Source organism: Pseudomonas maumuensis, assembly GCF_019139675.1.
GTDB classification, from domain to species: domain Bacteria; phylum Pseudomonadota; class Gammaproteobacteria; order Pseudomonadales; family Pseudomonadaceae; genus Aquipseudomonas; species Aquipseudomonas maumuensis.
Genome location: NZ_CP077077.1, coordinates 145,039 through 163,718, shown reverse-complemented (window position 1 = coordinate 163,718; position 18,680 = coordinate 145,039). Strand labels below are relative to the sequence as shown.

Genomic DNA, 18,680 nt, shown 5'->3' with positions numbered 1-18,680 from the left:
ATCAGGCCTGCACCGCGTCTTCTTGCTTGTGGGCGTTGTGCAACACCTCGATCAGGCAATCTTCCAGTTCGAAGCGCTCGTGCAGCAGGCCGCCGAGCTTGGCCAGCTTCTCGGCAAAACGCTCGGTATCCCTGCACTCGCCTTTCTCGCAATGGTCGTTGAAAGCCAGGGCGATCTGGGTACTGTCATCGATGCGCGGGTTGATCTGCTTTGCCAGTTCCAACGCACCAGTGTCACCAAATGCCTTGGCTTCACTGACCAATTGCTCGCTGACTTCGAAATGCCAGGCCGAGACATAGTCGACCAGCACTGCGCAGAAATCGCGGTTCTTCTCTTTGTCGGCAAACGCCGGCTTGGCATCGCGCAGGGCGCGGAAGGCTTGCACCAGCTCCTGGCGCTCCTCCAGCCAACGGTCGATCAGCTTGTGAACACCGCCCCAGCGTTCCTGGGCGTTCTGGCAACTATCGAGCATGGCGATCTCTTCCCTTCTGGGTAGATGCCGCTGCACCTCGCGACACAACACCGTGGCACAAAGGTGACATCAGCAAACGGCATCGAGCAGTTGTATTTTCGATTAGCGTGCTGGGAGATTATTCCCGTGCGACCTGCCCATCAAGGTACGCAGCAGACAAAGTTCATACAAGCGTTTAATCCCTCTGATGGCCACCACTGGTCGCGCAATTCCCCGGCTCGTTGCGCTAGGTCAAGCCACCGCGCCGTGGCGCAATCGATACACCACCAGCCACGACAGCGGTTGCGCGGCAAGCAACAAGAACGCCAGCAGGCTCCATTCAGGCAGGGTCAGGTCGAGGAAGCTCCAGTTGATCGACACGCAGTCCGGGCTGCCCAGCGTGAACGTGTACAGGATCTCGCCCCAGGGCCGCTCCATCAGGTGCGCCAGCGGCAGGTGACAACCGCTGACCGGCAACGGCTCGGCCTGCAGCCAGACATGCCGACCGGCGAGCAAGGCCCCAGCCACCGAGAACGTCAAGGCCAGCCACGCATGAAAGCGCTGCCGACGGGTGTGAACGACGGCAGCCAGGCAGGCCAACGCGTAGAACCCCAGCATCAGACGCTGGCTGAAGCACAGCGCGCAAGGGTCCAGGCCGACCACGTTCTCGAGGCGAAACGAGGCAACCAGCACGACAATGGCGGCGAGGAAGGCGGGAAAGAAAAAGCTGCGCAAGCAGGCCAGCGACATGGGCGAAGATGATCCGAAAAGAGGAGATGTTGTGTGAAACGGTAGAGGAAAGGTGCGCTTTGTATCAAGTCGCTACAGCGCAGACAAGTCGCTGAATGGACAGGGAATCATTTTCGTAGAAAGTGGGATCATTCCGACAAGAGCGCAGGAATATTCTGCCGCCCTCCTGAGAGGGCGCGTTGGCCAACGGCTACTCGTCGCAGCTGCAGAAGCGGCTTTATGCGCGTTCACCAACAACGCCATGCCCCGCACTGCATCGCGGGCGGGGCGAGCAGCGCATCCAAAAGAACCGGCGCCTCCTAAGCCCGAACCCCCTCCGGCAAAGGCAACGCCAGCAGACGCTCGTCCAGCAGCCCCAACCCCTCCTGGAACAACTGGTTGCTGCGTTCGGTCTCGCCAAGCCCGGCCAGCAGCCGCGCCAACTCCGCACAGGCTTCCGGATTGCGCTCCATGCGCAGGCTGCTCTCCAGATAGTCACGGGCCTTGCCCCACAGGCGATTCTGCAGGCTCAGGCGGCCCAGGGTAAGCAACAGGCTAGGATCCTGCGGATGTTCCTTCAGCCAGCCTTCGGCCGTTTGCAACTGGCGCGCCGGATCGTCACCGCGCACCAACCCGTACAACCGCGCCAGGTGGCTTTCATAGCCGCGCTTGAGCGCACCGCGCAGCACCTGCTCGGCCTCGCCCTGGGCGCCAACCTGACGCAGCTGCTCGGCATAGGCCGACACCAATTGCGGCTCCTGGCGCTGAGCATTGGTCAACTGCTGCCAAGCGCGCTCGAGCGCCTGGCGTGCCGCCTGCGGATCCTCGCCACGGGTGGTCGCCAGGCCCAGGTTCTGGCCCCAGGCACGCTGTTCCAGATCGGCCAGTTCGTTCGCGGGCAACACCTTGTGCTTGCGCAGGTCCGGCAACAGGCGAATCAACGCCGGCCACTCGCCACGCTCCAGATGCAGGCGGTGCAGCAAGCGCAGTACCTGCGCATTGTGCGGATGGCGCTCCTGCATGGCCTGCAAGGCTTCCAGCGCGCCTTCAGTCTCGCCGCGGTCCATCTGCAGTTGGGCATGGGTCAGGGCAACGGCAAGCTCGGCCTGGGGTTGACGCTCCAGGGCACGTTCGAGCAATTGGTCACGCTCCTCGACCCGGCCCAGCTCGTTGGCGGCACGGGCGGCGCCGAGGTAGTAGAGCAATGGCTGGCGGTCGGATTCGGCGGCACGCTGTAGATGACGCTGAGCGCTCGCCCAGCGCCCCTCGGCCAGATCCAGCTGCCCCTGCTCGATGGCGATGCGCTTGCGACGGCTGCGGTTGCGCCGCGACCAAGGGTTGACCACCCCGGAGGACGTCAGCACCAGCCCGACCAGATAACGCACCAGCAACAGCAAGAGAACGATCCCGATCAGCGCACCAAGCGCCGCCCACAGCCCCGATTGGTAGCGGAAGCCGCCGTAGGCGATCAGCACGTAGCCGCTGTGCTTGGCGATCGCGATGCCCAGCGCTGCGGCGATGACGATCGCCAGCACCGCCAGCAGGTAGACGCGCTTCATGGCTTGGCCCCCTCGGCGGCTGGCAGGTGACGGCGCTGGATGTAGGCCTGCACCGCGGCCAGGCTTTCGCTCAGGTCAGGGGTGACCACCGACACCGGCTGTTCGGCCAGCTGGTTGAGGTTGTCGAGCATCGCCTTGCTCTGCGGGTTGTCCGGGTTGAAGTTGGCCAGCAATACACTGCGCGCATCGTCAAGGGCCTGGGTGTAGACCTTGGCTTCGCCATTGAGCGCCGCCCATTGCGCCTGCTCGATGGTCAGGCTCAGGGCCAGACGCAGCTGGTTGAGCGACTGGCCGGACAGCAGCGGGCGAACATTGTCGTCGGCATTGAACTCGATCTGGAAGTACTTGGAGATCTCCGCCCACCACTGCGACCAGCGGCTGGCACCGTCGCCATCGGCGGTCAGGGCGCCCATGGCGTCGGCCTGGCTGTCGAACTCCGGCGACTGGGCGCTGAGTTGCTGGACCAGCTCGCGCTGCGCGGCGAGCTTGAGGAACAGGCCGGTACGGTCCGGCTGCTCGGTGCTGGAAAGCGTCGCCAGGCTACGTGCCAACTGCTCGCGGGCAGCGAAGGCGCCCGGGTCGCTCTGCTCACGAAGAATTTCATCGGCGCCCTCGACCAACGCCTTGGCACTGGTGATGTCCTGCAACGCCGACAGACGCAGAGTGGCCAGGCGCAGCAAGTGCTCGGCCTCGGCCAGGCGCCATTCCTTGCGGCTTTCGCCCAGAACAGTCTCCAGGCGCTGGCTCAGGCGCTGCTGGTCGCCCTGCAGTTGCGCCACCAGGCGGCGGCGATCTTCCAGTTCGCTGGCTGCCGGCAGGCTGGCCAGCTGCGCGCTGAGCTGCTGCTCGCGCTGCTGCAGCGCGTCGGCGCGCTGGTTGAGGGCCTGCAGGTGTTCGCCCTGGTCTTGTTCGCTGCCTTGCAGCTGGCGGACCTGCCAGACGCCCCAGCCGCCGACCGCGACGCCTGCGGCGCCCAGCAGCAGGGCCAACAGCGCCAAGCCGTTGCCGGAGCGTCGGGCGGGCTTGGCAGTAGAGGATTCCGGCGCCTCGGGCGTCGAGGATTGTTCGGTGTTGGACAAGACAGTTTCGCTCACGTATCCATCCTTTGCATGGTGGCGCATCGCTCTCTAGCTTAGCGCCTTAAGAGGCAGGCGCAGCGGTACGCTGCACGGCTGCCAGCAAGGCCGCGGCGCTAGCGCCACGGCAATCCACAATATTCAACGCCCCGAGTGCGCGGGCCTGCTCGGCCACCCGTGGGCTTGGCACGAACAGCGGCAACCGGGAAAACCGCGGCCAGTGCGCACCCGCGAGTCGATGCAAGTGTTCCAGACCCTGCCCACTGCTGACCACCAGGCCATTGAGGCGTTCCCCATCGATGCGTCGGGCGAGGGCTCCAGCGGGGTAGTCGGGCAGGCAGCGGCGATACAATTCCAGATAATCGACACTAGCACCTTGCTCGGCAAGACGCTCCGCCAACAGTTCACGACCTCCGACGCCGCGCACGATCAGGACGCGAGGCTTCGCTGGCGCGGCAATAGCCTCGCGCAAGGCGGGCAGCCCGAGCAAGGCCTCGCTGTCGTCACCGGCCGCTGGAAAGGCCACTTGCAGCCCATGGTCCTGAAGAATTCGCGCCGTCGCTTCACCTACCGTGAACCAACCTGCGGTCGGCGGCGTCACTCCCGCCAGGGCAAGCTGCTCCAGCAGCAGGCGGGCCGCCGGCTTGCTGACCACGATGATGGCCTGAGCCTCGGCGATCGTCCGCAGGCGCTGCACCTGCGCCGGGTCCGGCGCGAGCGCCTCGATCACCAGCAATGGCAGGCTGGCGCTGGCGATACCAGCGTCGGCCAGCGTCTGCGCCAGTGCCGCACAGTCCTCTTCAGGGCGGGTCAGCAGCAGGCGCCACGGGCTCACGGATGGCCGGCCTCGCCGTAGACTTCCTTGAGGATCGCCTCGGCGCCCTGCCCCAGCAGGTCTTCGGCGACCTGCACGCCCAGGCGCTCGGCATCGGTACGCGGCGCCCTGGCCTCGGCCACCAGCAAGGTGCCGCCGGAGGGCTGGCCAACCAGGCCGCGCAGCCACAGTTGCTCGCCTTCGAGCACCGCGTAGCAGGCGATCGGCACCTGGCAACCGCCATTGAGGCGCTTGTTCAGGGCACGCTCGGCCACCACCCGGTCGGTGGTGTCGGCATGGTGCAACGGCGCCAGCAAGGCATGGATCTCGGCATCGGCGCTGCGGCACTCGATCCCAACGGCGCCCTGGCCGCCCGCCGGCAGGCTGTCTTCGACGCTGATGGAGGCGGTGATGCGGTCCTCGAAGCCGAGGCGGATCAGGCCGGCGGCGGCGAGGATGATGGCGTCGTATTCGCCGGCATCGAGCTTGGCCAGGCGGGTATTGACGTTGCCGCGCAGGAAGCGGATCTGAAGATCGGGCCGACGCGCCAGCAATTGCGCCTGGCGGCGCAGGCTCGAAGTGCCGACGACACTGCCGGCCGGCAGGGCTTCGAGACTTGCGAAAGTGTTGGAGACGAAGGCATCGCGCGGGTCTTCGCGCTCACAGATGCAGTACAGGCCCAGGCCTTCGGGGAAGTCCATGGGCACATCCTTCATCGAATGCACGGCGATATCGGCTTCGTTGTCGAGCAGGGCGGTTTCCAGCTCCTTGACGAACAGGCCCTTGCCGCCGATCTTCGCCAGCGGCGCGTCGAGCAGCTTGTCGCCACGGCTGACCATGGGCACCAGGGTCACGACCAGGCCTGGGTGCGCCTGTTCCAGGCGGGCTTTGACGTATTCGGCCTGCCACAGGGCCAAGGCACTTTTACGGGTGGCAATGCGGATTTCGCGAGTGGACATGAAACGCCCCGAAGCAGAGAAATGCCGCCGATGATAACAGCTCCTCCGGGCGTGCCCGCAGATTCAGATCAGCAAAGCGCCACGCGGGAACGGCTTGACCCGCGATTGCGATGGCGGGCACTACACCTCATCGCGGGGCAAGTCGGGTCGCCACATCGCCGCTCCCACGCAGTCAAAGGGTTTCAGTGCAAGGACTGCATCATCTTGCGCACCCCGGCCACATGCCGCCGGCTGACGGTCAGGGCATCGCCCTCGAGCCCCTTCAGGTAGAGCTGGAAATGCCCCAGCGGCGTGCGCTGCAGCCGTTCGATGCGCTCACGGGCAACCAGCGCGTTGCGGTGAATACGCACGAAACGCTCGCCAAACTCGTCTTCCAGGGCCTTGAGCGGTTCGTCGAGCAGCACTTCGCCTGCCTCGTGGCGCAAGGTGACGTACTTGTGGTCGGCGATGAAATAGATGACCTGGGGAATGGGGATCAACTCGATGCCCTTGCGCGTGCGGGCACTGATATGGCTGCGCGGGCCACCGCCGGTGTCGCCTGCGGGACGGGTCAGCGCCGCCAGTTGGGTGCGGTTGGGTTTTTCGGCCCGACGCAAGGCATCGCGCAGCGCCGGGGGCTGGATGGGTTTCTCGACATGGCTCAAGGTGCTGTCCTTGAAGGCTTCGCTGCCGTATTCGTCGTCGCCGGTGCAGAACACCACCGCCGGCGGCGATTCGCGCTCGCACAGCCGGGCGGCGACCTGCAGGCCATCGAGGCCCGGCATGCCTATGTCCAGCACCACCACGTCGGGCTTGAGGCTTTCGATCAGGGTCAGGGCCTCCTCGCCGTTGGTGGCGCTGGGCTCCATCACGGTGTAACCCTCCAGCTCGCCAAGCAGCCGGCTCAGGCGCTCGCGAGCCTGGGGTTCATCATCAACGATCAGGACATTCATAATTGCGCTGGATTCCTGAGTGAGTCTCGCACGGGTATAGCGTAGACAAGTGTGGGGCGACCGAAACGCGGTCACGCTACAGACCGGTGCGAAGGCCAAAGATTCACTGGCCTGGCAGATTCACCGCCAGTCCTTTGTCCAACTGTAGACGCTCCGTGGAACACTGCCGTTCAATCGTTGAATATGCCGCACCCCCTTTCTACCGGACGATTCTCGCGACCGGCGCCCTGCGGCGGCGGGCGCAACCCTGCTATGATCGGCGCCACTTTTCCGTTCACGCCTTCAACGAGTGAATCCATGAGCACCGACAAGACCAATCAGTCCTGGGGCGGCCGCTTCAGTGAGCCCGTCGACGCCTTCGTCGCCCGTTTCACCGCCTCGGTCGATTTCGACAAGCGCCTGTATCGCCACGACATCATGGGTTCGATCGCCCACGCCACCATGCTGGCGCAGGTCGGCGTACTCAGCGACGCCGAGCGCGACACCATCATCGATGGCCTGAAGACCATCCAGGGTGAGATCGAGGCCGGCACCTTCGACTGGCGCGTCGACCTGGAAGACGTGCACATGAACATCGAGGCGCGCCTGACCGACCGCATCGGCATCACCGGCAAGAAGCTGCACACCGGTCGCAGCCGCAACGACCAGGTGGCCACCGACATCCGTCTGTGGCTGCGTGACGAGATCGACCTGATCCTGGCCGAGATCACCCGCCTGCAAAAAGGTCTGCTGGAGCAGGCCGAGCGTGAAGCCGAGACCATCATGCCCGGCTTCACCCACCTGCAGACCGCACAACCGGTGACCTTCGGCCACCACCTGCTGGCCTGGTTCGAAATGCTCAGCCGCGACTACGAGCGCCTGGTCGACTGCCGCAAGCGCGCCAACCGCATGCCCCTGGGCAGCGCCGCGCTGGCCGGCACCACCTACCCGATCGACCGCGAGCTGACCTGCAAGCTGCTGGGCTTCGAGGCCGTGGCCGGTAACTCGCTGGACGGCGTCTCGGACCGCGACTTCGCCATCGAATTCTGCGCCGCGGCCAGCATTGCCATGATGCACCTGTCGCGCTTCTCCGAAGAGCTGGTGCTGTGGACCAGCGCGCAGTTCCAGTTCATCGACTTGCCTGATCGCTTCTGCACCGGCAGCTCGATCATGCCGCAGAAGAAGAACCCGGACGTGCCGGAGTTGGTGCGTGGCAAGAGCGGCCGCGTGTTCGGCGCCCTGACCGGCCTGCTGACCTTGATGAAAGGCCAGCCGCTGGCCTACAACAAGGACAACCAGGAAGATAAAGAGCCGCTGTTCGACGCCGCCGACACCCTGCGCGACTCGCTGCGCGCCTTCGCCGACATGATCCCGGCGATCAAGCCCAAGCACGCGATCATGCGCGAAGCGGCCCTGCGCGGCTTCTCCACCGCCACGGACCTCGCCGACTACCTGGTGCGCCGCGGCCTGCCGTTCCGTGACTGCCACGAGATCGTCGGCCACGCGGTGAAATATGGCGTCGACACCGGCAAGGACCTGGCCGAGATGAGCCTGGACGAACTGCGCCAGTTCAGCGACCAGATCGAGCAGGACGTGTTTGCCGTGCTGACCCTGGAAGGCTCGGTCAACGCCCGTAACCATATCGGCGGCACCGCACCGGCGCAGGTGCGCGCGGCAGTGGTTCGCGGCCAGGCACTGCTGGCTTCGCGCTAAGCAATCTGGGGCCGCTTTGCGGCCCCGATTCCAGTCAGCGCTTGCTCTTGACCATTTCGAGGAACGCCGGCATCGCCGCGTCCTTGTCAGCCACGATCCGCGCCATGTGCGGGTTCTCGCCCAGCAACTGCAACAGCGCCTTCGCTTCCGGGAAATCCGCCAGGAAGTCGATGTTCAGCACCTTCTTGCCCACCGCGCAGGCCAGGTCGACCGAGAAACAGAACATCAGGTCGGCGATGGTCAGTTGCTCACCCGCCACATAAGGCGCGAACTTGCCATTGCGCTTGAGGGTGGCAAAACCCGCCAGCAGGTCGGCCCGCGCCCGCTCTTTGATCAGCGGCTCGACCGCAGCGCCGAAGAACGCCTCGGCGTAGCAGGTACGCGCCGGCAGCTCGATATACAGCTCGATCTCCCGCAGCAGCTCGCGCACCTTGGCCTGCCCGAAGGCGTCGGCCGGCAGCAACGCCTTGCCCGGCTGGGTCTGCTCGATGTAGTCGAGGATGACCCCGGTCTCGCTGATGAAACCGTGCTCGGTCTGCAGCACCGGCACCTTGCCACGGGGGCTGATGGCCAGGGCTTGAGGCAACTGGCCGCCGAAGAACGGCACCTCTTCGAAGTGTACGCCTTTCTCCAGCAAGGCCAGCTTGACCATGTTGTAGTAGTTGCTGACCGCGAATCCATGAAGCTTGAGCATTGAGACAGCCTCCAAGGCCGTATGGGGTTGGCCCGGCTGTTATAGCGCCCTTGCCCACCCTTGGCCAGTGCCATGCCCGGCGCTGATGGCCGGGCATTGCCAGCGCAGGCGTGGCACACTGTGCGCCTCACCACAGGAGCACCGCCATGAGCGAACCCCAAGACATCGACAGCAATGATGAAGAAGACTTCGCCGAGGCCACCCTGACCCAGGCGATCGAGAACCAGATCGAAAGCGGCGAGCCGCCAGCCGCCAAGGCCACCTTCAACAAGCTGACCCTGGTCGGCTACGAGCGTGAAGACATCCTCAACCTCATGGCCCACGTGCTGGCCATCGAGATCGACGCCATGCTCGACGAAGATCGCCCGTTCGATACCGAGTGGTACGAAACCGCCCTGCGCGCCCTGCCGGAGCTGCCACCTGAGGCGGATCAAGGCGACATCGAATAAGCCTGACTACACTCCTGACTTCCATCCTTGTCTCGAAGTCAGGAGTTGCCCATGCCTTTTACCCCCGAACTGATCGCCGAACTGGAAGTCCTTTCCCAGTTCAACCTGGACAACCACCAGGAAGGCATCAAGGTTAGCAGCGACGCCTCCCCCGCCCTGGTCGCCGCCGCCAAGCGCCTGCATGACAAAGGGCTCACCGACCAACCCGATGGCGGTTACCTCACCAGCCTCGGTAACGATGCCGCTGAAAGCGTCCGGCTTTTGCTGACCATCCTCAAATCGAAATCCGCCCAGCCGGCCTGAACCCCTGTTCCCACTCCTGCAGCTCGGCAGACCTGCAGGAGCGGGGCTTACCGTCGATGGCTTGCACAGGCGTTGCAAATCTGACGTCAAAAAGCCAGCAACCCCTTATCCGACCGCGCCACTCAGGCTAAACTCGCCAGTGCTTCCCCGGCCTGCCTGAGCGCGCAATGAACCACCCCCACGAAATCCGCCCCGACCTGGAACAAGGCATCGACCGCAAGGAGCTGGCCAAGCTGCGCGCGCGCTTCCTGAAGATCAACCAGGGCCGTCTGGCACGGGCGATGGACGGGTTATCCACACGCCAGCAGCAGGTCATCACGCTGCTGCCGCTGTTCTTCCACGTCAATCATCCGCTGCTACCAGGCTATGTTTCCGGCACCACCCCCGCCGGTGTCTCCGGTTTCGAGCCCGACGGCGAGCTGCTCGCCGAAGCCCAGCGCCTGACCCGCTCGTTCACCTACAAGCCACGCCACGGCAAGCCGCCGCAGCCGATCCACGGCCTGTTCCTGATGGGCAGCCTCGGCACGCTGGCCCAGGCCGAACAGAGCGACATGGACCTGTGGGTGTGCCATGCACCGGACCTGGACGAGCAGGCCGTGGCCGACCTGCGACGCAAGTGCCAGTTGCTCGAAACCTGGGCGGCCAGCCAGGGCGCCGAAGCCCACTTCTTCCTGATCGAACCCCGGGGCTTCGTCCAGGGCGAGCGTGACAGCCAGCTCAGCTCCGACGACTGCGGCACCACCCAGCATTACCTGCTGCTCGACGAGTTCTACCGCACCGCCATCTGGCTGGCCGGGCGCACGCCTCTGTGGTGGCTGGTGCCGGTGTACCAGGAGCACAACTACCGCGACTACACCCAGACCCTGCTGTCCAAGCGCTTCATCCGTGCCCAGGACGACCTCGACCTCGGCCACCTGGCGCATATCCCGTCGGGCGAGTTCGTCGGCGCCGGGCTGTGGCAGCTGTTCAAGGGCATCGACTCACCCTACAAGTCGCTGCTCAAGTTGCTGCTCACCGAGGCCTATGCCAGCGAACACCCGCAAGTGCGCTGCCTGAGCCTGGACTACAAGCAGGCCGTGTTCGCCAACCAGCTGGATCTGGACGAGCTCGACCCCTATGTGATGGTCTACCGCCGCATCGAGCGTTACCTGCTCCTGCGTGGCGAGCCGGCACGCCTGGAACTGGTGCGGCGCAGCCTGTATCTGAAGGTGAACAAGAAACTCGGCGACCTGGGTCGCAGCCGTAGCGGGGGCTGGCAGCGCCAGTTGCTGGGGCGCCTGACCGAGGAATGGGGCTGGGACGAGCGCCAGTTGGCACTGCTCGATAGCCGCAGCCAGTGGAAAGTCCGTCAGGTGGCGGTCGAGCGCCGCGAATTGGTGGCCGAGCTGAACCACAGCTATCGCTTCCTGACCCAGTTTGCCCGCCAGCAGAACGCCAACAGTCGGGCCGACCAGCGTGACCTCAATGTGCTTGGCCGCCGCCTCTACGCCGCCTTCGAGCGCCGGGCCGGCAAGATCGAGGTGATCAACCCGGGCATCGCCCCGGATCTGGCCGAGGACACCCTCACCCTGGTGCAATCACCCAACCGCAAGGAACCGGGCACACACCACTGGGGGCTGTATAACGGCAACCTGGGCGTACACGAGTGGGAGCACTTCAGCCCGATCAAGCGCTGCCGCGAACTGTTAGAGCTGCTCACCTGGGCCCACCGCAATGGCGTGATCGACAGCAGCACGCGCCTGGCCCTGCATCCGGGCGCCAGTGACCTGAGCGAGTTCGAGCTGTTCAACCTGATCGGCAGCCTGCAGCAGAGCATTCCCCTGCCTCTGGAGACAGTCAGCGAGGTGCGCCTGCTGCAGCCGAGCGTGGCCGACGAGATCCTGCTGCTGGTAAATGTCGGCGTCGACCCGCTGCGTCATCACCGCGACCTGAACATCCTGATGACCACCGAGCGCACCGACTCGCTGAGCTACGCCGGGGTGCGCGAGAACCTGGTATTGACCATCGACCAGATCACCCTCAACAGTTGGAACGAGGTACTGGTCCAGCGCTACGACGGCGAGCATGCTCTGGTGCGCTGCCTGCGCGACTTCCTCAACAGCCTGGGCCAGCGCAGCCACCGCCCGCGGGTGCGGGTGCGCTGCTATTGCCACAACCGCGCCCAAGCCATCAGCCAGCGGGTCGAGGAGATCTTCGACACCGTGCAACGGCTGCTCGATCAAGGCCTGAACCACCGCTACCTGCTGCAGGTGGCCCAGCACACCCACATTCTCGACTTGCAGCCCGGACAGATCACCCTGGCCAGCCTCGCCAGCCACGACGCGGTACTGGCGGCCCTTGGCGAGGAGCGCGGCAGCTACAGCCCATTGCACCTGGACGCCCACGCCCTGCAGGATCACGACCTGCCACTGGTCCTGGCCCATGGCCAACCCGGCTGCATTCAGGTGTTCTACCGCCTGCTCGAGGGTTGGGCCGATCTGTACGTACTCGACGAGCACAACGCGCTCTGGCAGCAACGGCTGCCGCTGCAGGACGAACCGCACCTGCTGCTGCCGTTGCAACGCTTCCTGCAGTCGATGCTGATGCGCCGCGACGCCCAGTTGCCGCTGGACAGCCTGCCGCTGGCATCACTGGACACCCTCTACTACCAGTTGTTGCCATCCGGCCCTGGCAAGGCGCGCAGCCTGGAACCCAGGCCGGGGCCCTCCGACAGTCAGAACCAGGCCTACTTCGAAGTCCAGGCGATCCTCCAGGCCGGCACGGGCGATGAGGTGCATGTCACCCTTTACTGCGACCAGCAGGAGTTTTCCGAACTGGAGCACGGCGACCAGCTGTATGCCGTGGTCGCCCGGCAGATCCTGCGCCAGCGCCGCAGCAGCGGCAGTTACCGCTGCTACATCACTGACCTAGACCTGTCCGAGCTGCTGGAGGACGAGCAGGGGTCCACCAGCCTCTATCTGCGCTACAAGCGCGAGCTGGAGCAGGCACTCAACGATGGGTTGGAACAGCTGCAGGCGCGGCTGGAGCCCTGATCACCTCAGAGATCGAAATCCCCTGCCGCTTCCGGCTGGTATTCGACTGCCAGCAGCTCCAGCTTGAGCGTCTTGCCGCCAGGCGCCGGCCAGTCGATCTGGTCGCCCACCGACAGGCCGAGCAGTGCGCAGCCAATCGGCGCGAGGATCGAAACGTTGCCCTCGGGGCCGGCGTCCTTCGGGTACACCAGGGTCAGGTGATAGTCCTTGCCGCTGGCACTTTCGCGGCAGTGTACCCGCGAATTCATGGTCACCACGCCGGCCGGCACCTCTTCATGCCCGACCACCTGCTCGGCACGGTCCAGCTCGTCCTGCAGGGCGAGCACACCCGGGGTGCTTTCATCGAGGTCGTCGAGCAGGCGCTCGAGACGCTGCACGTCCAAGCGGGTGAGGATGAGGGAAGGCTTGGTGCTCATGATCCAGTCAGACTCCTTTGAACAGGCAATTTTCAACAGGCAGATAAAGCAAAACCCCGCCCAAGGGCGGGGTTTGCGAAATGCTGTGGCGTCATCGACGCAGAACCTGACACTACCACAGCCGGGTAAATACTCAAGCCCACACCGTTGCTGTGGCTATGCCTGGGCCCCTGCTTTCAGGGCCAACGCCTCGCGGCAGATCTGCCGGCGCCGCTCGTCATCGGCCGCGCGCCACTCGCGGATATGCTCGACATGGCGGTGGCAGCCGGTACACACCTTGCGCTCATCCAGCCGACATATGCTGATACAAGGTGACGGTACTGCCGGGCTCACATTGCTGTAGAGCGGCTTGGGCGGCCTGGGCTGTTCGCTCATTTCAGATCTCGTCGAAGTCCAGCTTCTCGCCGGCCCGCTCCCAGACGATGCGCTCGAGCATCTCGCCGAGCAGCTCTTCACTCTTCTCGCACACCCACTTGCCGCTCTCTTGGTCGTAGTCGAAGTGGAAGCCACCGGACCTGTCCGCCAGCCACAGTTGGCGCAGCGGTTCCTGGCGGCTGAAGATCAGCTGGCTGCCATTATCGAACTTGATGGTCAGGACGCCGGCAGAGTTCTCCATATCCAGATCCATGCCGCTTTCATCGAACAGGTCTTCCAGGGCCTGTTGGGTCGCGTCGACCAGGTCGTGGAAACGCGCTTCGCTCAAACTCATTGCAGGGACCTCGAAAAATGGCTGTACACACGCAAGCCGGGCACGATAAGGGCGAAAGCCTCAAGCTACAAGCTAATAGCTGTAAGAAAAAGCCGCATGACCTTCGGTCGCTGCAGCGCCGCCGAGTGGGGGCGCCCCTTGCATAGGCAATCAGGTGGTCGCTCGGTATACTCGGCCGCAATACTGCATTTTTCCAAGGATTTCACCCATGAAACGCCTGATTTCCTCCCTCGCGGCAGTGGTCGCGGTTGCCTGCCTCGTTTCGGCCTGCGGTCAGAAAGGCCCTCTCTACCTGCCGGAAGACGGCAAGGACGGCAAAGGCCCACGCAAATCGCACCAGCATGCCAAGCCTGTCCAGCCGCAGCCGGTGCTGGAGCAGCAGCAAGAGCAGCCTGAAGCGTCGCCCGCGCAGTAAGGAAATCCCATGGACGCATTCAACTACCGCGGCGGCGAGCTGTTCGCGGAAGGGGTGGCCCTGTCGGCGATCGCCGAACGCTTCGGCACACCCACTTACGTGTACTCGCGTGCCCATATCGAAGCGCAGTACCGCAGCTACACCGATGCCCTGCACGGGGTGGAGCACCTGGTCTGCTTCGCGGTCAAGGCCAACTCCAACCTGGGCGTGCTGAACCTGCTGGCGCGCCTGGGTGCGGGCTTCGACATCGTTTCCGGCGGTGAGCTGGAGCGCGTCCTGGCCGCCGGTGGCCGCGCCGATCGCGTGGTGTTCTCCGGGGTCGGTAAGACCCGCGAGGACATGCGCCGCGCCTTGGAAGTGGGCGTCCACTGCTTCAACGTCGAGTCCGCCGACGAGCTCGAGCGCCTGCAAATGGTGGCCGCCGAGATAGGCAAGATCGCGCCGGTATCGCTGCGCGTGAACCCGGACGTCGACGCCGGTACCCACCCGTACATTTCCACGGGCCTCAAGGAAAACAAGTTCGGCATCGCCATCGCCGACGCCGAGGCCATCTACGTGCGCGCCGCGCAGTTGCCGAACCTCGACGTGGTCGGCGTCGACTGCCATATCGGCTCGCAGCTGACCACCGTCGAGCCGTTCCTCGATGCCCTCGATCGCCTGCTGGTGCTGGTCGACCGCCTGGCCGAGTGCGGCATCCACCTGCGCCACCTCGACCTGGGTGGTGGTGTCGGCGTGCGCTATCGCGACGAACAGCCGCCGGAACTGGCCGATTACATCAAGGCCATCCGCGAGCGCATCGGCAGCCGCGACCTGGCCCTGGTGTTCGAGCCGGGCCGCTACATCGTCGCCAACGGCGGTGTGCTGCTGACCCGTGTGGAATACCTCAAGCACACCGAGCACAAAGACTTCGCCATCATCGACGCGGCTATGAACGACTTGATCCGCCCGGCCCTGTACCAGGCCTGGATGGACGTCAGCGCGGTCAAGCCCCGCGAAGGCCAAGGCCGGGCCTACGACCTGGTCGGCCCGATCTGCGAGACCGGCGACTTCCTGGGCAAGGACCGCGTACTGGACCTGGCCGAGGGCGACCTGCTGGCCGTGCGCTCCGCGGGCGCCTATGGTTTCGTCATGAGCTCCAACTACAACACCCGTGGCCGTTGCGCCGAAGTGCTGGTCGATGGCGACCAGGCCTTCGAAGTGCGCCGCCGCGAGACCGTCGCCGAATTGTTCGCCGGCGAAAGCCTGCTGCCGGAGTGAGCCCATGCTGCTGCGTTTCACCAAGATGCACGGGCTGGGCAACGACTTCATGGTCCTCGACCTGGTCAGCCAGCACGCACACATCCAACCCAAGCACGCCAAGCAATGGGGCGATCGCAACACCGGCATCGGCTTCGACCAGCTGCTGATCGTCGAGGCGCCGAACAATCCGGATGTGGACTTCCGCTACCGGATCTTCAACGCCGATGGCTCCGAAGTCGAACAGTGCGGCAACGGCGCGCGCTGCTTCGCCCGTTTCGTCCTGGACAAGCGCCTGACCGCGAAGAAGCGCATCCGCGTCGAGACCAAGGGCGGCATCATCGTCCTCGATGTGCGCAACGATGGGCAGATCTGCGTCGACATGGGCCCGCCGCGCTTTACCCCGGCCGAGGTCCCGTTCATCGCCGATGAGCAGGCGACCAGCTACGCACTCGAAGTCGACGGCCAGGTGTACCAGATCGCCGCGGTGTCCATGGGCAACCCACATTCGGTGCTGCGTGTAGACGATGTGCGCAGTGCGCCGGTGCATGAGCTGGGCCCGAAGATCGAGCATCACCCACGCTTTCCGCAGCGGGTCAATGCAGGCTTCATCCAGGTAGTCGACCGCCACCGCGCCAACCTGCGCGTGTGGGAGCGGGGCGCGGGCGAGACCCAGGCCTGCGGCACAGGTGCCTGCGCCGCTGCGGTGGCGGCGATCAGCCAGGGCTGGATGGACTCACCCGTGACCATCGACCTGCCTGGCGGGCGCCTGAGCATCGAGTGGGCCGGCCCCGGCAAGCCGGTGCTGATGACCGGCCCCGCCGTCCGCGTGTTCGAAGGACAAGTTCGTCTCTAAGCGAGTATCCGCCATGACCGATCAGCCTAACGTTGCATCCCCGCAAGCCAGTGAGCTCGATGCCGAAGCGGTGGTCGCCTACCTGCGCGCCCACCCAACCTTCTTCGCCGAGCACGACGAGCTGCTGGTCGAACAGCGCATTCCCCATCAGCGCGGCGACAGCGTGTCGCTGGTGGAGCGCCAGCTCAAGCTGCTGCGCGACCGCAACATCGAGATGCGCCATCGCCTGTCGCAACTGATGGACGTGGCCCGCGACAACGACCGGCTGTTCGACAAGACCCGCCGGCTGATCCTCGACCTGCTCGACGCCAGCACCCTGGAAGAGGTGGTGATGGCGGTCGAGGACAGCCTGCGCCAGGAGTTCCAGGTGCCCTTCGTCAGCCTGATCCTGTTCGGCGAAAACGCGGCGCCCGTGGGGCGCTGGGTTTCCGGGGCCGAGGCGCAACAGGCCATCGGCGGTCTGATCGGCGGCGGCAAGACCATCAGCGGCAGCCTGCGCGAGCACGAGTTGGCGTTCCTGTTCGGCAACGATCAGCACAAGGAAGTCGGCTCCAGCGCCGTGGCCACCCTCGAGTACCAGGGCCTGCACGGTGTACTGGCGATCGGCAGTCGCGATCCGCAGCACTACAAGAGCAGTGTCGGCACCTTGTTCCTCAGCTACATCGCCGAAGTGCTCGGCCGCGTGGTGCCACGCTTCACCCAGACACTGCGCTCGGTGCGCTGATGGAACGCCAGCTGGAGGCTTATTGCGCACACCTGCGCAATGAGCGCCAGGTGTCCGAGCACACCCTGCTGGCCTACCGCCGTGACCTCGAGAAGGTCATCGAATTCTGCAACGCCCAGGGCATCACCGGCTGGGCGGCCCTGCAGGTCCAGCAACTGCGCCAGCTGGTCGCCCGCCAGCACCATCACGGCCAGTCCTCGCGCAGCCTGGCGCGCCTGCTTTCAGCGGTGCGCGGGCTGTACCGCTACCTCAACCGCGAAGGCCATTGCCAGCACGACCCGGCCAATGGCCTGGCGCCGCCCAAGGGTGAGCGGCGCCTGCCCAAGGTGCTGGACACCGACCGCGCCCTGCAGCTACTCGATGGCGGCGTCGACGACGAATTCATCGCCCGCCGCGACCAGGCGATCCTCGAACTGTTCTATTCGTCCGGCCTGCGCCTGTCCGAACTGACCGGGCTCGACCTCGAACACTTGGACCTGGCCGCCGGCCTGGTGCAAGTGCAGGGCAAGGGCGGCAAGAGCCGCGTGTTGCCAGTAGGTCGCAAGGCCCGCGAGGCATTGCAGGCCTGGCTCAAACAGCGCGGCATCGCCGGCCCGCGGGACAACGCGGTGTTCCTCAGCCGCCAGGGCAAGCGCCTCGGCCCCCGGGCCATCCAGCTGCGAGTCAAGGCCGCCGGCGAGCGCGAGCTCGGCCAGCACCTGCACCCGCACATGCTTCGCCATTCCTTCGCCAGCCACCTGCTGGAATCGTCACAGGACCTGCGCGCGGTGCAGGAGATGCTCGGCCACGCCGACATCAGCACCACGCAGATCTACACCCACCTGGACTTCCAGCACCTGGCCGCGGTGTACGACAGCGCCCACCCCCGGGCCAAACGCAGCAAGGATACGGACTCATGAGCATCAAGCTGATCACCTTCGACCTCGACGACACCCTGTGGGACACCGCGCCGGTCATCGCCAGCGCCGAAGTCGTCCTGCGCGACTGGCTCGAAGCCAACGCGCCGATTCTCGGTGGCGTGCCGGTCGAGCATCTGTTCGCCATCCGCGAGCGCCTGGTACAGGCCGAGCCGGGCCTCAAGCACCGCATCAGCGCCCTGCGCCGGCGGGTACTGTTCCACGCCCTGGAAGAGGTCGGCTACAGCGAGAAACACGCCCAGGAGCTGGCCAACGAAGGCTTCGAGGTGTTCCTGCATGCCCGGCACCAGGTCGAAGTGTTCCCCGAAGTGCAGCCGGTGCTGGAGATCCTGCGCCATCACTACACCCTCGGCGTGGTCACCAACGGCAATGCCGACGTGCGAAGACTTGGCTTGGCGGACTACTTCCGCTTCGCCCTGTGCGCGGAAGACCTGGGGATAGGCAAACCCGACCCTGCGCCATTCCTCGAGGCCCTGAAGCGCGGCGAGGTGGACGCGGGGGCGGCGGTGCATGTCGGCGACCACCCGGGCGACGATATCGCCGGCGCCCAGCGCGCCGGGTTGCGCGCGGTGTGGTTCAACCCGCAGCACAAGCCCTGGAACAGCGAACAGGCACCGGATGCGGAGATCCAGCGGCTGTCGCAGTTGCCCGACGTGCTGGCGCGCTGGCGCTGACAGGGGCCGCTGCTCGGCCCATGGCCTGGCTTGTCGTGGCGGC

At 65.3% G+C, this 18,680-nt stretch carries 21 protein-coding genes; 10 read left to right on the top strand and 11 right to left on the bottom strand.

Annotated features, from left to right (window positions below; translation table 11 throughout):
- Position 1: 1 nt before the first annotated feature.
- The 7 genes from KSS90_RS00785 to KSS90_RS00755 all read right to left on the bottom strand — a co-directional run bounded on the left by KSS90_RS00785 (position 2) and on the right by KSS90_RS00755 (position 6,520).
- The gene (locus KSS90_RS00785; protein ID WP_046853690.1) at positions 2-472 is read right to left on the bottom strand and encodes an Rsd/AlgQ family anti-sigma factor; all 471 of its coding nucleotides are present in this window, start codon (positions 470-472) and stop codon (positions 2-4) included.
- Positions 473-703: 231 nt separating this feature from the next.
- On the bottom strand, positions 704-1,201 hold the full coding sequence (locus KSS90_RS00780) for a disulfide bond formation protein B (RefSeq protein ID WP_217867863.1): 498 nt from the start codon (positions 1,199-1,201) through the stop codon (positions 704-706).
- Between the two features lie 299 nt (positions 1,202-1,500).
- Positions 1,501-2,739 carry a heme biosynthesis HemY N-terminal domain-containing protein gene (locus KSS90_RS00775; protein WP_217867862.1) on the bottom strand — a complete coding sequence of 413 codons (1,239 nt, stop codon included), beginning with the start codon at positions 2,737-2,739 and terminating at the stop codon, positions 1,501-1,503.
- Entirely contained in the window at positions 2,736-3,833 is a 1,098-nt protein-coding gene (locus KSS90_RS00770) for a uroporphyrinogen-III C-methyltransferase (RefSeq protein ID WP_217867861.1), read from the bottom strand. The genes KSS90_RS00775 and KSS90_RS00770 overlap by 4 nt, the downstream gene beginning before the upstream one ends.
- Before the next feature lie 46 nt (positions 3,834-3,879).
- Positions 3,880-4,650, bottom strand: a complete 771-nt coding sequence (locus KSS90_RS00765; protein ID WP_217867860.1) for a uroporphyrinogen-III synthase — start codon at positions 4,648-4,650, stop codon at positions 3,880-3,882.
- A complete protein-coding gene (gene hemC, locus KSS90_RS00760; protein WP_217867859.1) occupies positions 4,647-5,588 on the bottom strand; it encodes a hydroxymethylbilane synthase in 942 nt (313 codons plus the stop codon). Before hemC ends, KSS90_RS00765 begins: the two co-directional genes overlap by 4 nt.
- Before the next feature lie 182 nt (positions 5,589-5,770).
- Positions 5,771-6,520, bottom strand: coding sequence for a LytR/AlgR family response regulator transcription factor (locus tag KSS90_RS00755; RefSeq protein ID WP_217867858.1), 750 nt, complete (start codon positions 6,518-6,520; stop codon positions 5,771-5,773).
- A 297-nt stretch (positions 6,521-6,817) separates the two neighbouring features.
- Between KSS90_RS00755 and argH the strand changes: the two genes are divergently transcribed.
- Positions 6,818-8,212: an argininosuccinate lyase gene (gene argH, locus KSS90_RS00750; protein WP_217867857.1), complete on the top strand. Its 1,395-nt coding sequence runs from the start codon at positions 6,818-6,820 to the stop codon at positions 8,210-8,212.
- A 34-nt stretch (positions 8,213-8,246) separates the two neighbouring features.
- Here argH and KSS90_RS00745 read toward each other — a convergent pair whose 3' ends face one another.
- Positions 8,247-8,906, bottom strand: a complete 660-nt coding sequence (locus KSS90_RS00745) for a glutathione S-transferase (protein ID WP_217867856.1) — start codon at positions 8,904-8,906, stop codon at positions 8,247-8,249.
- Positions 8,907-9,052: 146 nt separating this feature from the next.
- Here KSS90_RS00745 and KSS90_RS00740 point away from each other — a divergent pair, with 146 nt between their 5' ends.
- From KSS90_RS00740 to KSS90_RS00730, 3 genes are all read left to right on the top strand, one after another.
- Positions 9,053-9,355: a hypothetical protein gene (locus tag KSS90_RS00740; protein WP_046853681.1), complete on the top strand. Its 303-nt coding sequence runs from the start codon at positions 9,053-9,055 to the stop codon at positions 9,353-9,355.
- A gap of 51 nt (positions 9,356-9,406) precedes the next feature.
- Positions 9,407-9,658, top strand: a complete 252-nt coding sequence (locus tag KSS90_RS00735) for a TIGR02647 family protein (RefSeq protein WP_028688612.1) — start codon at positions 9,407-9,409, stop codon at positions 9,656-9,658.
- Positions 9,659-9,825: 167 nt separating this feature from the next.
- Positions 9,826-12,690 (top strand): class I adenylate cyclase, encoded by a 2,865-nt coding sequence (locus KSS90_RS00730; protein WP_217867855.1) that lies wholly within the window; start codon positions 9,826-9,828, stop codon positions 12,688-12,690.
- A gap of 5 nt (positions 12,691-12,695) precedes the next feature.
- On the opposite strand, the gene rnk is transcribed toward KSS90_RS00730, so the two are convergent.
- From rnk to cyaY, 3 genes are all read right to left on the bottom strand, one after another.
- Positions 12,696-13,106, bottom strand: a complete 411-nt coding sequence (gene rnk / locus KSS90_RS00725) for a nucleoside diphosphate kinase regulator (RefSeq protein ID WP_028688614.1) — start codon at positions 13,104-13,106, stop codon at positions 12,696-12,698.
- A gap of 156 nt (positions 13,107-13,262) precedes the next feature.
- Positions 13,263-13,481 carry a DUF1289 domain-containing protein gene (locus tag KSS90_RS00720; RefSeq protein WP_046853678.1) on the bottom strand — a complete coding sequence of 73 codons (219 nt, stop codon included), beginning with the start codon at positions 13,479-13,481 and terminating at the stop codon, positions 13,263-13,265.
- A gap of 1 nt (position 13,482) precedes the next feature.
- Positions 13,483-13,815 carry an iron donor protein CyaY gene (cyaY, locus tag KSS90_RS00715; protein WP_217867854.1) on the bottom strand — a complete coding sequence of 111 codons (333 nt, stop codon included), beginning with the start codon at positions 13,813-13,815 and terminating at the stop codon, positions 13,483-13,485.
- A 208-nt stretch (positions 13,816-14,023) separates the two neighbouring features.
- On the opposite strand from cyaY, the gene lptM reads away from it, so the two are divergent.
- Genes lptM through KSS90_RS00685 form a run of 6 tightly spaced genes read left to right on the top strand, consistent with a single transcriptional unit; the run spans position 14,024 to position 18,637 of the window.
- Positions 14,024-14,230 (top strand): LPS translocon maturation chaperone LptM, encoded by a 207-nt coding sequence (gene lptM / locus KSS90_RS00710; protein WP_217867853.1) that lies wholly within the window; start codon positions 14,024-14,026, stop codon positions 14,228-14,230.
- A 9-nt stretch (positions 14,231-14,239) separates the two neighbouring features.
- Positions 14,240-15,487 (top strand): diaminopimelate decarboxylase, encoded by a 1,248-nt coding sequence (lysA, locus tag KSS90_RS00705; RefSeq protein ID WP_217867852.1) that lies wholly within the window; start codon positions 14,240-14,242, stop codon positions 15,485-15,487.
- Positions 15,488-15,491: 4 nt separating this feature from the next.
- Positions 15,492-16,322: a diaminopimelate epimerase gene (gene dapF / locus KSS90_RS00700; protein ID WP_217867851.1), complete on the top strand. Its 831-nt coding sequence runs from the start codon at positions 15,492-15,494 to the stop codon at positions 16,320-16,322.
- A 13-nt stretch (positions 16,323-16,335) separates the two neighbouring features.
- Positions 16,336-17,046, top strand: a complete 711-nt coding sequence (locus KSS90_RS00695; protein ID WP_046853676.1) for a DUF484 family protein — start codon at positions 16,336-16,338, stop codon at positions 17,044-17,046.
- On the top strand, positions 17,046-17,945 hold the full coding sequence (gene xerC, locus KSS90_RS00690) for a tyrosine recombinase XerC (protein ID WP_217867850.1): 900 nt from the start codon (positions 17,046-17,048) through the stop codon (positions 17,943-17,945). The genes KSS90_RS00695 and xerC overlap by 1 nt, the downstream gene beginning before the upstream one ends.
- Positions 17,942-18,637: an HAD family hydrolase gene (locus tag KSS90_RS00685; RefSeq protein ID WP_217867849.1), complete on the top strand. Its 696-nt coding sequence runs from the start codon at positions 17,942-17,944 to the stop codon at positions 18,635-18,637. The genes xerC and KSS90_RS00685 overlap by 4 nt, the downstream gene beginning before the upstream one ends.
- Positions 18,638-18,680: the final 43 nt, after the last annotated feature.

Excerpts from the sequence above, each read along its gene's own strand:
- KSS90_RS00785 (WP_046853690.1), bottom strand. The coding sequence starts at position 472 with ATGCTCGATAGTTGCCAGAACGCCCAGGAACGCTGGGGCGGTGTTCAC.
- KSS90_RS00780 (WP_217867863.1), bottom strand. The coding sequence starts at position 1,201 with ATGTCGCTGGCCTGCTTGCGCAGCTTTTTCTTTCCCGCCTTCCTCGCC.
- KSS90_RS00775 (WP_217867862.1), bottom strand. The coding sequence starts at position 2,739 with ATGAAGCGCGTCTACCTGCTGGCGGTGCTGGCGATCGTCATCGCCGCA.
- hemC (WP_217867859.1), bottom strand. The coding sequence starts at position 5,588 with ATGTCCACTCGCGAAATCCGCATTGCCACCCGTAAAAGTGCCTTGGCC.
- KSS90_RS00755 (WP_217867858.1), bottom strand. The coding sequence starts at position 6,520 with ATGAATGTCCTGATCGTTGATGATGAACCCCAGGCTCGCGAGCGCCTG.
- argH (WP_217867857.1), top strand. The coding sequence starts at position 6,818 with ATGAGCACCGACAAGACCAATCAGTCCTGGGGCGGCCGCTTCAGTGAG.
- KSS90_RS00745 (WP_217867856.1), bottom strand. The coding sequence starts at position 8,906 with ATGCTCAAGCTTCATGGATTCGCGGTCAGCAACTACTACAACATGGTC.
- KSS90_RS00740 (WP_046853681.1), top strand. The coding sequence starts at position 9,053 with ATGAGCGAACCCCAAGACATCGACAGCAATGATGAAGAAGACTTCGCC.
- KSS90_RS00735 (WP_028688612.1), top strand. The coding sequence starts at position 9,407 with ATGCCTTTTACCCCCGAACTGATCGCCGAACTGGAAGTCCTTTCCCAG.
- KSS90_RS00730 (WP_217867855.1), top strand. The coding sequence starts at position 9,826 with ATGAACCACCCCCACGAAATCCGCCCCGACCTGGAACAAGGCATCGAC.
- rnk (WP_028688614.1), bottom strand. The coding sequence starts at position 13,106 with ATGAGCACCAAGCCTTCCCTCATCCTCACCCGCTTGGACGTGCAGCGT.
- KSS90_RS00720 (WP_046853678.1), bottom strand. The coding sequence starts at position 13,481 with ATGAGCGAACAGCCCAGGCCGCCCAAGCCGCTCTACAGCAATGTGAGC.
- cyaY (WP_217867854.1), bottom strand. The coding sequence starts at position 13,815 with ATGAGTTTGAGCGAAGCGCGTTTCCACGACCTGGTCGACGCGACCCAA.
- lptM (WP_217867853.1), top strand. The coding sequence starts at position 14,024 with ATGAAACGCCTGATTTCCTCCCTCGCGGCAGTGGTCGCGGTTGCCTGC.
- lysA (WP_217867852.1), top strand. The coding sequence starts at position 14,240 with ATGGACGCATTCAACTACCGCGGCGGCGAGCTGTTCGCGGAAGGGGTG.
- dapF (WP_217867851.1), top strand. The coding sequence starts at position 15,492 with ATGCTGCTGCGTTTCACCAAGATGCACGGGCTGGGCAACGACTTCATG.
- KSS90_RS00695 (WP_046853676.1), top strand. The coding sequence starts at position 16,336 with ATGACCGATCAGCCTAACGTTGCATCCCCGCAAGCCAGTGAGCTCGAT.
- xerC (WP_217867850.1), top strand. The coding sequence starts at position 17,046 with ATGGAACGCCAGCTGGAGGCTTATTGCGCACACCTGCGCAATGAGCGC.
- KSS90_RS00685 (WP_217867849.1), top strand. The coding sequence starts at position 17,942 with ATGAGCATCAAGCTGATCACCTTCGACCTCGACGACACCCTGTGGGAC.